Below are 13,304 nucleotides of genomic sequence, written 5' to 3' on the forward strand. Positions count from 1 at the left end.
CACCACCGATACATGGCGCAGGCTTTAGCCATGTTCAATGGCTCAGCCGTGGCCATAGGCATTTTCGATGATTTCCACCTCACCCGCCCCCCAGACCAACACCACATCAAGGCGCGTCTCAGTGAGCTGGCCCTTGGGTTCGCCATCCAGAAAGACGGCCGCGCTTGCCATCACCCGCTGCATTTGCGCAGGCAAAATGCGGGCAGCAGCACGATCACGGGTGGAGCTGGATTTCACCTCGGCAAAGATGACCTCTTCACCATTTCTAACGATCAGGTCGATCTCGCCATGTGGGCCACGCCAGCGCGTTTCGGCCAAAGCATATCCACGGGCGAGATAGGCACGGGTGGCAATCTCCTCGGCAGCAGCACCCGCGATATGAGACCTCTGTCCTCGCGCCTGCCTGCCCTGCCCCATGCTATCCGCCCTCAGCTCTCGCGCGCGATTTGCAACGCTTGTTGATAGATCTTGCGGCGTGGCTCGCCATGCGCCTCGGCCACAATCGCGGCTGCATCTTTGACCGAATTATCACGCAGGGCCGCGCGCAGATCGGCCTCCAGATCAGCAGCGCTGGTTGCAGCTTCTCGCTGCCGGTCCACAAGGATTACGATTTCACCTTTCACCGGGGCTTCGGCAAGCCCTGTCGCGAGATCCGAGAGTGTTCCCCGGCGCACCTCTTCGAATTTTTTGGTAAGCTCACGGCACAGCGCCGCCTCACGCCCGCCAAGGACCTCCGCCATATCCAAAAGCGAGGCCGCAACGCGTTTGGGTGATTCGTAAAACACCAAGGTGCCGGGAATATTCGCCACCTCTTCCAGACGCTTACGCCGCGCGCCGCTGGCATTGGGCAAAAAACCTGCAAAGAAAAACGCATCTGTCGGCAGGCCCGCGAGGGTCAATGCGCAAAGTGCTGCAGAAGCGCCCGGTGCGGCCGTCACCAGATGGCCCGCCTGCGCGGCCTCGCGACTGAGGTCATAGCCCGGATCGGCGATCATCGGCATGCCCGCCTCAGATGCATAGGCCACCGATTTGCCCGCAGCGAGGTCCGCCATCAGGCGTGCACGCGCGCCAGCGCCAGAGTGATCGTGATAGGCAACCACTGGACGATCCCCGAGAGGCACCCCGTGGATTTCAAGGAGTTTACGCATAGAACGCGTATCCTCTGCCGCGATGACGTCGGCAGAGGCCAGCACGTCAAGGGCGCGCAGAGTAATGTCGCGTGCGGTGCCGATGGGAGTTGCGACAAAGTATAACCCCGGCGGCAAACTGACGATTTTGTGATTCACGCTGGACCCGCTTTCCTGGTCGTCTATGATCGCTCCAAACCAAAACGGGTACGCGAAGCATATCGTCGCGGCCCGGAACAGGGAGTTTATGCGCTTTATGTTTGCTGTTTTCAATCGGGCCCGCAAGGTTGTCCTGACCGCCACCACAGTTGTTGCCACTGCACTCGTTGCCGCCTGTGATCCCGGTGCGATTTCCGGCGGTGGACCCACCATCAATACTTCGAAACCCGTGCCGGTCGCTTTGCTGGTGCCGCGCGGCTCTGCCCAGCGCGGTGATGACGTGCTGGCCAAGAGTTTAGAGAATGCCGCGCGTCTGGCGATTGCAGACCTGAACGGTGTGCAGGTGGACTTGCGGGTTTATGACACCGCGGGCAATCCACAAACTGCCGCTGCCGTCGCAACCCAAGCGGTGCAAGACGGCGCGCGCATCATCCTCGGGCCGGTTTACGCTGAGGCCGCCAATGCCGCGGGCATCGCCGCGGCCAAGCGTGGCGTGAACGTGCTGGCGTTTTCCAACAACACCTCCATCGCGGGCGGTAACGTCTTTGTGCTGGGATCTACCTTTGAAAACTCCGCCCGCCGCCTGACCCAATACGCAAAGCGCCAAGGCAAGAGCAATATGGTCGTGGTCTCCGGCAATAACGCCGCAGGCCAGACCGGACGCGCCGCGATTCAGCAGGCTGCGGTGCAGAGCGGGATGACCGTTGCCGGCAGTGTGAGCTATGATCTGTCGCAGCAGGGCGTGATCAATGCGATCCCGACCATCACCCAGAGCGTTCGCCAAAAGAACGCAGACGTGATGTTCCTGACCGCCACCACCGCAGGTGCGCTGCCGCTGTTGACCCAACTGCTGCCCGAAGCGGGTGTTGCAACCACAGATGTGCAGTACATGGGCCTGACTCGCTGGGACATTCCGGCACAAACGCTGGAACTGTCCGGCGTGCAAAATGGCTGGTTTGCGATGCCTGACCCGCAAAAGTCCGGCTCTTTCCGTGCCCGCTACCAGTCCGCCTACGGCGCAGCCCCTCACCCGATTGGCGGGTTGGCCTATGACGGCATTGCCGCCATTGGTGCACTTGTCAGCTCTGGCAATTCCGGTGCGCTGACCGGTGCGGCACTGACACAATCCGCAGGGTTCCAAGGCACAGGGGGTATCTTCCGCCTGCGTCCTGATGGCACCAACGAACGTGGCCTCGCCATCGCAACGATCAAGGACAAGAAAGTCGTCATCATTGACCCAGCGCCCCGAAGCTTCCCAGGAGCCGGTTCCTGAACCGGCGGACGCCAACGACAAAACCCATCCCGAACCTCTGGGGTCGCTGATCTGCGACCCCAGTATGATTTTTGATACCGATGCGATCCGCCTGCGGGTGCAGGACTTGGCTCAAGAGGCCCAGGGCGCAGAGTTTCGCGCCGCTGTGGTGGCGCTATTGCGCGACGCCAATAAGGCCGGACGCAGCGCCATTGCCGAGGCCTTTGAATTGCAGCCCTTCGCGGCGCGGGAATTGGCCCGGTCTTATACCTATCTGACCGATGGGTTGGTCACGACAGCGCTCATGGCCGCCGTGGACGTGCTGCACCCCATCGCCACGCCCACCACCGGCGAACGGATTTCTGTCTTTGCGGTGGGGGGCTATGGCCGGGGTGAGATGGCGCCGTTTTCCGACGTCGACCTGCTGTTCCTGACCCCCTACAAGATCACCGCCTGGGCGGAGAGCGTGATTGAATCCATGCTCTACATCCTGTGGGATCTGCGGCTGAAGGTCGGCCATTCCAGCCGCACCATCAAGGACTGCATCCGCCTCGGCTCTGAGGATTTCACCATCCGGACCGCCATGCTGGAGCACCGGTTTCTGGCAGGTCACGGCCCCCTCGCGGCAGAGTTGGAAGAGCGTTTGGCAAAGGATCTCTTTGCCAAGGACGCCGCCGAGTTCATCGACGCCAAGCTGGCCGAACGCGATGCCCGCCACCTGAAGCAGGGCGAACGCTACATGGTGGAGCCCAACGTCAAGGAGGGCAAAGGCGGCTTGCGCGATCTGCAATCGCTGTTCTGGATCGCCAAATATCTCTACAAAGTTCAGGACGTGGCCGAACTTGTCCCCCTCGGCCTGTTTCGCCCCGAAGAATTTGATTTCTTTGCAAAGGCAGAAAACTTCCTCTGGGCCGTGCGGGCGCATCTGCATCTGAGTGCGGGGCGCGCCACCGAGCAACTGACCTTTGACATGCAGGTGCAGGTCGCCGAGCGCATGGGCTATCAGGACACCTCCGGCCGGCGCGCGGTCGAGGTCTTCATGCAGGATTATTTCCGTCACGCCACGCAAGTGGGCGATGTGACCCGCATCTTGCTCTCCAAACTCGAAGACAGCCAGCTCAAGAGCGAACCGCTGCTGGAACGCATCTTCCGGCGCAAACCCCGCATCAAACCCGGCTATAAGATCAATCACAATCGTCTGGAAATTGCCGACCCCGAGAGCTTCCTGCAGGACAAGCTGAACCTGTTGCGCATGTTCGAAGAGGCCCTGCGCACCGGCCTGCTCTTGCATCCTGACAGCATGCGACTGGCGCGCGGCAACCTGCATCTGATTGATGACGAAATGCGCAACAACCCGGATGCGCGGCGGATCTTCATCGACCTTCTGCTGAAACACGGCAACCCGGAGCGCGTGCTGCGGCGCATGAATGAACTGGGGGTTCTGTCGACCTTCATCCCGGAGTTCGAGCCGATCGTGGCGATGATGCAGTTCAACATGTATCACTCCTACACGGTGGATGAGCACACGATCCAAGTGATCTCCAACTTCTCTGCCATTGAACGGGGCGAGCTGGAGGATGAGTTGCCGCTGTCGTCCTCGCTGATCAAACAGGGCGTCAATCGCAAGGTGCTGATCATCGCCATGCTGCTGCATGACATCGGCAAGGGACGTCCGCAGGACCACTCTATTCTTGGCGCGCAGATCGCCCGCAAGGTTGCGCCTCGGCTGGGGCTCAACAAATCCGAATCCGAGACGGTGGAATGGTTGGTGCGCTACCATCTGCTGATGTCGGACACCGCACAGAAACGCGACATTGCCGACCCGCGCACGGTGCGCGATTTTGCCAAGGCGGTGCAGACGGTCAAACGGCTGGATCTCTTGTTGCTGCTAACGGTCTGCGACATTCGCGGCGTCGGCCCGGATACGTGGAACAACTGGAAAGCGGTGCTCTTGCGCGCACTTTATAACCAGACCCGCGATGCGATGGAAAACGGGCTGGAAGCCTTCAACCGCGAGCATCGCGGCACCGAGGCCAAGAAACGCCTGCGCAAGGCTCTGCCCGACTGGGAAAAAGCCGCCGTCAAACGCGAAACCGCCCGCCATTATCCGCCCTATTGGCAGGGGCTGCATGTCACCGCGCATGTGGATTTTGCCGAGATGCTGCGCGAGATCGACAGGCTGGATGACCCTTCGGCCATGCTGGTGCGCCTGCACCCGGACGAGGACCGCGACGCCACCCGAGCCTGTTTCGTGATGCCGGACCATCCGGGCATTTTTGCCCGTATCGCAGGCGCGCTAGCGCTGGTGGGGGCCAATGTGGTTGATGCACGCAGCTACACCACCAAGGACGGGTTTGTGACCGATGCTTTCTGGATTCAGGATGCCGACGGTCACCCGTTCGAGGCCTCCCGCCTGCCCCGCCTGCGCAGCATGATCGAGAAAACCCTGCATGGTGAAGTGATCGCCCGCGACGCGCTGAAATCGCGCGACAAGATCAAGAAGCGCGAGCGTGCCTTCCGGGTGCCGACCCATATCACCTTTGATAACGACGGTTCCGATATCTACACCATCATCGAGGTCGACACCCGCGACCGCCCCGGCCTGCTCTATGATCTGGCGCGCACCTTGGCGGCGGCGAATGTCTATATCGCCAATGCGGTTATTGCGACCTATGGCGAACAGGTGGTGGACAGTTTCTACGTGAAGGACATGTTCGGTTTGAAATACCACTCCGCAGCCAAGCAGCAGTCGCTTGAGAAAAAACTGCGCGAAGCCATCATCGACGGTGCAAAGCGGGCCGATACATGAAGCCGATCAAATTGATGTCCGGCTTTATGACAGTCGGATTCTGGACGCTGGCGAGCCGTGTTCTGGGGTTCATGCGTGAAATCCTGATCGCCGCCTATATTGGCCCCGGCGTTCTGGGGGATGCGTTTTACGCCGCCTTCCGCCTGCCCAATATGTTCCGCCGTTTCTTTGCCGAGGGCGCGTTCAACGCGGCCTTCGTGCCGATGTTCGCCAAACGCTGGGAGGCGGATGAGAACCCGCAGGGCTTTGCTCAGGATGCGTTCAACCTCCTTGCGGCTTCGGTTCTGTTGCTGACGGCATTGGGCATGGTGTTCATGCCAGCGCTGGTGCTGCTGACCGCCGGTGGCTTTGACGGCGACGCACGGTTCGATCTGACCGTGGGCTATGGTCGCATTGTCTTTCCTTATATCCTTTGCATGTCGCTGGCCGCATTGTTTTCCGGCGTTCTGAATGCCACCGGGCGCTTTGCGGCGGCGGCGGCGGCGCCGGTGCTGTTGAACATCCTCGCCTGCGCCGCAATGCTCGCGGGCGCTTTGCTCGGACAAGAGGTGATCGACTGGCTGGTCTGGGTGATCCCCTTTGCAGGCATCGCGCAACTGGCGCTGGTCTGGAGCGCCGCCGCACGTGCGGGCATCTCCCTGCGCCCCGGATTGCCCCGCCTCACTCCCGAGATGAAGCAACTGGTGCGCGTCGCCCTGCCCGCCGCCCTCGCGATGGGGGTCACGCAGGTCAATCTGGTGGTGGGTCAGGCAGTTGCCTCCAGCTACGCCGGTGCGGTCTCCTGGCTTTCGCTGGCGGATCGGCTCTATCAATTGCCGCTTGGCGTGGTGGGCATCGCGGTGGGCATCGTCTTGCTGCCCGATCTGTCGCGCCGCCTGCGGGCCGGAGACGATCAGGGCGCGCAGGATGCGCTGTCGCGCGCGGGCGAGTTTTCCCTGCTGCTGACGATCCCATCCGCCGTGGCCTTTATCGCCATTCCGCTGCCGCTGGTCTCTGTCCTTTATGAGCGTGGCGCAACGGGGCCGCAGGACGCAGCAGCCATTGCCATGGCCGTAGCCATCTACGGCGCAGGGCTGCCGGCGTTTGTGCTGCAAAAGGTGCTGCAACCGCTTTATTTTGCGCGCGAAGACACCCGCAGCCCGTTTCACTACGCGCTTGTGGCAATGGTGGTGAACGCGGTTCTTGCGGTGGGATTGCAACCTGTCTTTGGCTGGCTGGCCCCGGCCATCGCCGCCCCGGTCGCGGGCTGGGTGATGGTGTTGCAGCTCTGGCTCGGCGCGCGGCGCATGGGTGCAGCAGCGCAGTTTGACGCGCGCTTTCAACGCCGGTCCTTGCGCATCGTGCTGGCATCAATTGCCATGGGCGGCGTCTTGTTCGCCGCCGCCGTGCTGCTCGGCCCAGCATTAGCGACGGCCTATTGGCGCTACCTCGCCCTGCTGGCGCTGATCGTAATCGGTGCGGTGGCCTATTTCGCCATCGGCCAGATCATCGGGGCCTTCAGACTGTCGGAGTTCAGATCGGCCCTGCGGCGCGGCAAAGCCTGACCGCAGGGACCCACCCCATCACCGTTCCTGACGCAGTTTCTGTAAGATCCGCGCCCACCCGCCGGGCACCAGAAAGAACGACATCACAAAACCGGTGCCAAAGCCCGCGAGGTCGGCCACCCATTCCGGGCTGCCGCCAAATATCAGGCCAAAGAGCAGCTGAATACCCATCAAGAAGGCGATCAGGGAGAACGCCCGATATTGCTGCGCCCCCACGGTCGCGAGCGACAACCACAACAGATGCGTAAACCCACCAATCAGCCCGTAGACCGCCGGAAAGCCCCCAATCAACGCCACATTGCCGCCCACCAAGAGCGCATAGGCCAACGCCCCGCCGATGGCAGAGCCGAGAAAGATCAGCACCACGGCAATCTCTCCCATCGCCTCGCCTACCATCTTGCCCATGGCCAGCAGGAACACACAGACAAAGATCGTCTGGGTGAAGGCCCCATGCACAAAAGCGTAGGTGACAAAGCGCTTTAGCAGATCAAAGGGCCAGGTTCCGCTCTCCCACATCCACCAGAAATATTGCGCGCCAAAACCGTACTCCTGCAGCGCGCTCAATCGCCAGCCGACCGCCTCTGGCCCGCCAATGAAGCCGCGCGCGCCGAGCGAAAATACAATCTCGATCCCGAGGATCACGATCACCAGAGCCACCACCACCGGTGGCAACGCGTTAAAGGGGGATTGGTTTTGATCTTGCATTGGTCCTGCTCTCCGGCGCTCTCTGCGGGTCTAGGCCTGTTGACGATACTCTGCGCCATGGGTAAGCGACGATGGTGCATAATTCCAGACGGGAGTTTTCGACGATGAGCGAAACCAGCTTCACCCCGCGTGTCTTTTCAGGCATCCAGCCTTCGGGCAATCTGCATCTGGGGAATTACCTCGGTGCATTGAAGCGGTTCGTCGACTGGCAATCGCGGGATGTGGAATCCATCTACTGTATGGTGGACCTGCATGCGATCACCGTCTGGCAAGACCCGGCTGATCTGAAAAAGGCCACCCGCGAGCTATGTGCGGGTTTTATCGCCGCCGGGCTTGATCCGGAGAAATCCATTCTGATCAACCAGAGCCAAGTGCCAGAGCACGCGCAACTGGCATGGATCTTCAACTGCGTCGCCCGTATGGGCTGGATGCAGCGGATGACCCAGTGGAAGGACAAGGCCGGCAAGAACCAGCAGAATGCCTCGCTCGGCCTGTTGGCCTATCCGTCCCTGATGGCCGCCGATATCCTGATCTACCACGCCACCCATGTGCCGGTGGGCGAGGACCAGAAACAGCACCTTGAGCTCACCCGCGACATCGCGACCAAGTTCAACCACGACTACGGCGTTGATTTCTTCCCGCTGACCGAACCGGTGATTGAGGGCGCGGCGACGCGGGTCATGAGCTTGCGCGATGGCTCCAAGAAAATGTCGAAATCAGATCCTTCTGATGCAAGCCGCATCAACCTAACTGATGATGCGGACACCATTGCCAAGAAGATCCGCAAGGCCAAAACCGACCCCGAGGCCCTGCCTTCCGAAGCAAAAGGGCTGGAAGAACGCCCGGAGGCGCGCAATCTCGTGAATATCTATGCCGCGCTCTCGGGTCAGACTGTGGATCAGGTGCTGGCGGATGTGGGTGGCAAGCAGTTCTCGGAGTTCAAGCCGATGCTGGCCGATCTGGCGGTAGAGAAAATGTCGCCGATCACTACCGAAATGGCCCGGTTGATGGAAAATCAGGACGAGATCGACAAGATCCTCGCCCGAGGCTCGGAGCGCGCACGCGAGATCACCGCGCCGATCCTGCGCAAGACCTATGACATCGTTGGCATGGTTGCCCCGGTCGAAATCTGACCTGCACAACACTGCCGTCCGAACACGCGAAGGGCCGCCCAAAGGGTGGCCCTTACGTTTATGTGATGCAACTTTCGTCCGACTTCTGCGTTCATGGGGCACAGTCATGTGCTGACACAGGAAAGGACTCGCAATGAAACCGGGATTTTTCAAATCGGCCACCGCATTGGCCGTCATCGCCTCGTTGGCAGCGCCGATGCCGGGGGTGGCCCAAACTGAAGGCGATGCAACATTCGACCTCAGCAAAATGAGCGAGACCGAAATCGCTGCACTTGTGGAGCGTTGCCGCGAAGGCGCTGAGGCGAACGCAGAGGCCGACGGGGCTGACCCGATTGCCGAGTTCTGCGCACAATATGGTGAAGGCACCTATGATGAGGCGCTGCCGGTTGAGTTGCAGTCTGGCTCAATTCTGTCGGCCTTGGCACCGGCCGCTGAGGAAGTGAGCGACCTCGAACAGAAGCTGGAAGAGGCGGCAGACGCTGAGCCAGAACCTGCACCAGAAGCGGACGCCGGGGAAGAGGTGCAAGAAGCGCCCCTCGATGAGGCCGCTGCTGCGGAGGCTGAAGAAACCACCGCCCCCGCCGAGACGACTGATAGTACCGCTGAAACAGAGCCTGCAGAGGCAGAACAATCTGCCGAGGTCGATCAATCAGATGGCGCTGCGACCGACGCAGACGCGGCAGTTGAAGCAGAACCAACCACCGATGAGACCGCTAAGGCCCTAGCGGAGGAACTGGCGGTAGAAAACGCCGATGCCACCACCGAGGCTGAGGCTGAGGCTGAGGCTGAGGCTGAGGCTGAGGCTGAGGCTGAGGCTGAGGCTGAGGTGGCCGATAGCGCTCCTGTTGACAACCCCGAAGTCACCGAACGCAACAGTCAGGAACAAGCCGACGCATTGGCGGAAACCCAGACCGAAACCACCGCAGCAGCCGCCGCAGGGGATGACGCGGAGGCTGACGCTGAGGTGATTGAAGAGACCGTGACTGAGGACACCGCGCGCAGCTCTGCCGAGGAATTCGACACCAAGGTGAACGAGACCGCCGCGACCGAAGACGCCGCCCCTGCCGCGCCAAGCGCAGAAGCCGATAAAGACGATGGCCTGTCCAAACTGGAAAAAGCAGCCCTCCTCGGGCTTGGCGCTTTGGCAGTTGGGCAATTGCTGAAATCTGGCGAGACCGTGGTCTCTAACAGCGGTGACCGCGCGGTGGTTGAACAGGACGGCCAGTATCGCGTCATCAAAAATGACGATGCCCTGCTGCGCCAACCCGGCTCCAACGTGAAGACCTACCAGTTTAAGGACGGCTCCACCCGCACCGTGGTCACACGCGAGGACGGCATCGAGGTGGAAACCATCCGCGCCGCCGATGGCCGTGTGTTGCGCCGCAGCAAGACCCTGACCGATGGCCGCACGGTGGTGTTGTTCGACGACACACAAGAGGCTGAAAAAGTGGTGGTAACAGAGCTGCCCAAAGCATCGCCAAACCGCAGAGCTTTCTCGACGGATGGCAGCATCTCCGCTGAGGATCTGGCCGCGGCACTCGCAGCCCAACAACCCGAAGGGATCGACCGTCGATTCTCGCTTGCACAGGTGCGTAACATCGATGCGGTGCGTCGATTGGTACCGGAAATCAACGTCGACAAGGTGACCTTTGAAACCGGCTCCTCGGTGATCCGCCCGGAACAGGCCGAAGAGCTGACAGCCCTTGGCAATGCACTGCGCCAGATGATCGAGCGGAACCCGACCGAGGTGTTCCTGATCGAAGGTCACACTGATGCGGTGGGCGCAGCGACCTACAACCTTGCGCTCTCTGACCGCCGGGCGGAAACCGTGGCGCTGGCGCTGACCGAGTATTTTGACGTGCCACCGGAAAATATGGTGATCCAGGGCTATGGCGAAAGCGATCTGGCGGTGCCGGTGCTGGACGCCGAACGCGCCAATCGCCGCGTCACCGTACGGCGGATTACACCACTTCTGGCATCGCGACAGTAAGCGCGGTCAACAAAAACAAAAATGCCCCGGCACATCGCCGGGGCATTTTTTATCTTGCGAGCAGGCCGGCAAAGCCGACCTGTCGATACCGAGATCAGGACGGGCACGCGGCCTTGTAGGTCGACCCGTTGGCGTTGCGATACGTGCACTGACGTGGTGCGTTTGCACCAAGCTGCGCGCCAACGGCACCGCCCACAAGCGTCGCCGCGGTTTTACCGCTACCAGACCCAACCTGATTGCCAACCGCCGCGCCAACGAGCGCACCAGATACGGCGTTGATGTCCTGATTGTCGGTACAGCCCGCCACGGCGAGTGCGGATGCAAACAGTGCTGCGATCACACCTGAAGTCTTTGACATTTTCCCATCTCCTGAATGGTTCACGTTTCTTTGGTGTCGTCATCCCGCAAAGAGCGCATCAGCCGCGCAATACCTTCAGATCCATCACGGGACGGACGATAAGCCTCTGTTATACCTAGACCGTTCAACAGCCTTTCCAAGCGAAGAAATTTTGACACAGCAATAGATTGCCGATGACACCCCCCTAAATCGGCGGGTGCCCGAGCGCCTCTTGTGGAAACTGTTGTACGGCTATGGATACGGCCGATTTATCTGGCGCAGCGGTCACCCAAGACGGTGCTCACAGCCCCTGAACACCCTCAAGCGTCAGCCGCGCGACAAGGTCGGCATAGCCTTTGCGATCTTCGGTGTCAGCCCCGGCATTCCACATGTAATGCCAGTTCAACATGCCAAAGACGGACATGGTGACCGCGCGCAGCTTGCCTTTATCCGCACCAAACGTCTCGGGTGCGGCGTCGCGGATGGCGGCGCTCATGAATTTCACCATTTCACGCTGATAGGTGCGCAGATGCTCCTGTTGTGGCTCCGGCAGGGCCGAGATTGCGTTGAGCTGCACCTTGTGTTCGTGATCGGCGCCCTCATAGGCCAAGAGCACCTCTGTCAGGATACGTCTTAGCCGCGCCACAGGGTCCAGATCGCTCAGGTCCATCTGACAGACCCGATCCCGCAGCCTGCGCAGGTAGCTGTCCAACAGGTCGAACAGCAGCGCGTCCTTGCCCTCGTAATAATGGTAGATATTGGCCTTGGAGATCCCGCAGGCGCGCGCGATCTGGGTCATCGAGGCCCGGTCATAGCCTTCTTCGGCAAACAGCCGCGCCGAGGCCGACAGGATCAGCGCGCGCTTCTGGTCGTGGTCTTTGGCAATGGTCCGGGCCAAGGGCGCCTATCCTTTCTCGCGATTGTCGACGACGCGGCGCGCCTTGCCCTGCGAGCGTTCGACACTGCCGGGCTCGCCTACAGAAATCTCTGCCGAGATGCCAACGATATCCTTGATCCGCTTGGCCAGTTGCTTGGTGCAGGCCTCCCGCTGTTCGGGTGCGGTGGCCGCTGGCAAGACCTCGACATGGATGCGCATCGCGTCCATTCGGCCCTTGCTATAAAGCTCGATCTGGTAATAGGGCGCGAGCGCCTCCACCGTCAGCATCTGCTCTTCGATCTGGCTTGGAAACACATTGACGCCGCGCAGGATGATCATGTCATCCGACCGCCCGGTGATCTTGGCCATCCGCCGCATCGAACGCGCAGTGCCCGGCAGCAGGCGGGTCAGGTCGCGGGTGCGGTAGCGTACCATCGGCAGGCCTTCCTTGGTCAGCGTGGTAAAGACCAGCTCGCCCAACTCGCCATCGGGCAGCACCGCGCCGGTTTCGGGATCAATGATTTCCGGCAGGAAGTGATCCTCCCAGATGACTGGCCCGTCCTTGGTCTCCACACATTCATTGGCAACACCCGGCCCCATGATCTCCGAGAGACCATAGATATCCACCGCATGCATATCAAAGGCCGCCTCGACCTCGCGGCGCATCGCATCGGTCCAGGGTTCCGCGCCAAAGACGCCAACCTTCAGCGAAGAGCTGCGCGGGTCGATCCCCATGCGGTGATATTGCTCAAGGATGTTGAGCATATAGGACGGCGTTACCATGATGCCGTCGGGGCGGAAATCCTCGATCAGCGTCACTTGTTTTTCGGTCTGGCCGCCCGACATCGGCACCACCGTCGCGCCGAGGCGCTCAATGCCGTAATGCGCGCCAAGCCCGCCAGTAAAGAGCCCGTACCCATAAGCGTTATGCACCATATCGCCGCGCCGCAGGCCGGACGCACGCAAGGACCGCGCCAGAAGGTCCGCCCAGGTGTCGATATCCTTTTGCGTGTAGCCCACCACCGTCGGCTTGCCCGTGGTGCCGGAAGACGCATGCACCCGGAGGATCTGCTCGCGCGGGACTGCAAACATGCCGAAAGGATAGGCATCGCGCAGATCACCCTTGGTGGTGAAGGGAAACTTCGCCAGATCCGACAGCTCTTGTAGATCGTCCGGGTGTACTCCGGCCGCATCGAACCGCGCCTTATACATCGCCACATTGTCGTAGGCATGGCGCAGCGACCATTTCAGGCGCTCCAGTTGCAGGCTGCGGATCTCGTCGATGGACGCGATCTCGATCGGGTCAAGGTCTGACCGGTTGGGTGTCAAATCTATCATTGGCGTCCTCCGTCGCGGGATAGTCCTGGTGCC

Annotated in this window: 11 protein-coding genes; 5 read left to right on the forward strand and 6 right to left on the reverse strand. The window is 61.0% G+C overall.

Translation table 11 applies throughout. The features are described 5' to 3' along the window. Positions 1 to 42 precede the first annotated feature (42 nt). Complete coding sequence (locus UB90_RS02750) at positions 43 to 417, reverse strand: YraN family protein (protein ID WP_065324791.1); 375 nt, start codon at positions 415 to 417, stop codon at positions 43 to 45. A gap of 11 nt (positions 418 to 428) precedes the next feature. Further along, positions 429 to 1,286, reverse strand: a complete 858-nt coding sequence (gene rsmI / locus UB90_RS02755; RefSeq protein WP_065324792.1) for a 16S rRNA (cytidine(1402)-2'-O)-methyltransferase — start codon at positions 1,284 to 1,286, stop codon at positions 429 to 431. An 88-nt stretch (positions 1,287 to 1,374) separates the two neighbouring features. Between rsmI and UB90_RS02760 the strand changes: the two genes are divergently transcribed. From UB90_RS02760 to murJ, 3 genes are read left to right on the forward strand one after another with little or no spacing between them, the layout of a single operon-like run. Continuing rightward, complete coding sequence (locus UB90_RS02760; protein WP_081285505.1) at positions 1,375 to 2,559, forward strand: penicillin-binding protein activator; 1,185 nt, start codon at positions 1,375 to 1,377, stop codon at positions 2,557 to 2,559. Further along, positions 2,519 to 5,347: a [protein-PII] uridylyltransferase gene (locus UB90_RS02765; protein WP_456293454.1), complete on the forward strand. Its 2,829-nt coding sequence runs from the start codon at positions 2,519 to 2,521 to the stop codon at positions 5,345 to 5,347. The genes UB90_RS02760 and UB90_RS02765 overlap by 41 nt, the downstream gene beginning before the upstream one ends. After that, complete coding sequence (gene murJ, locus UB90_RS02770) at positions 5,344 to 6,891, forward strand: murein biosynthesis integral membrane protein MurJ (RefSeq protein ID WP_065324793.1); 1,548 nt, start codon at positions 5,344 to 5,346, stop codon at positions 6,889 to 6,891. The genes UB90_RS02765 and murJ overlap by 4 nt, the downstream gene beginning before the upstream one ends. An 18-nt stretch (positions 6,892 to 6,909) precedes the next feature. Here murJ and UB90_RS02775 read toward each other — a convergent pair whose 3' ends face one another. Then, positions 6,910 to 7,596, reverse strand: coding sequence for a rhomboid family intramembrane serine protease (locus tag UB90_RS02775; protein WP_065324794.1), 687 nt, complete (start codon positions 7,594 to 7,596; stop codon positions 6,910 to 6,912). A gap of 104 nt (positions 7,597 to 7,700) precedes the next feature. On the opposite strand from UB90_RS02775, the gene trpS reads away from it, so the two are divergent. Both trpS and UB90_RS02785 read left to right on the forward strand, forming a co-directional pair. Further along, positions 7,701 to 8,729, forward strand: a complete 1,029-nt coding sequence (gene trpS / locus UB90_RS02780; protein ID WP_005644500.1) for a tryptophan--tRNA ligase — start codon at positions 7,701 to 7,703, stop codon at positions 8,727 to 8,729. Positions 8,730 to 8,862: 133 nt separating this feature from the next. Next, positions 8,863 to 10,719: an OmpA family protein gene (locus UB90_RS02785; RefSeq protein WP_065331874.1), complete on the forward strand. Its 1,857-nt coding sequence runs from the start codon at positions 8,863 to 8,865 to the stop codon at positions 10,717 to 10,719. A gap of 94 nt (positions 10,720 to 10,813) precedes the next feature. Here the strand turns inward: UB90_RS02785 and UB90_RS02790 are convergent, their stop codons facing one another. From UB90_RS02790 to paaK, 3 genes are all read right to left on the reverse strand, one after another. Continuing rightward, positions 10,814 to 11,077, reverse strand: a complete 264-nt coding sequence (locus UB90_RS02790) for a glycine zipper 2TM domain-containing protein (RefSeq protein WP_005670053.1) — start codon at positions 11,075 to 11,077, stop codon at positions 10,814 to 10,816. Between the two features lie 280 nt (positions 11,078 to 11,357). Continuing rightward, positions 11,358 to 11,954 (reverse strand): TetR/AcrR family transcriptional regulator, encoded by a 597-nt coding sequence (locus UB90_RS02795; RefSeq protein ID WP_065324796.1) that lies wholly within the window; start codon positions 11,952 to 11,954, stop codon positions 11,358 to 11,360. A 6-nt stretch (positions 11,955 to 11,960) separates the two neighbouring features. Beyond that, positions 11,961 to 13,271, reverse strand: a complete 1,311-nt coding sequence (paaK, locus tag UB90_RS02800; protein WP_065324797.1) for a phenylacetate--CoA ligase PaaK — start codon at positions 13,269 to 13,271, stop codon at positions 11,961 to 11,963. Positions 13,272 to 13,304 lie beyond the last annotated feature (33 nt).

It is taken from the genome of Tritonibacter mobilis (genome assembly GCF_001681715.1).
Lineage (GTDB): Bacteria > Pseudomonadota > Alphaproteobacteria > Rhodobacterales > Rhodobacteraceae > Epibacterium > Epibacterium mobile.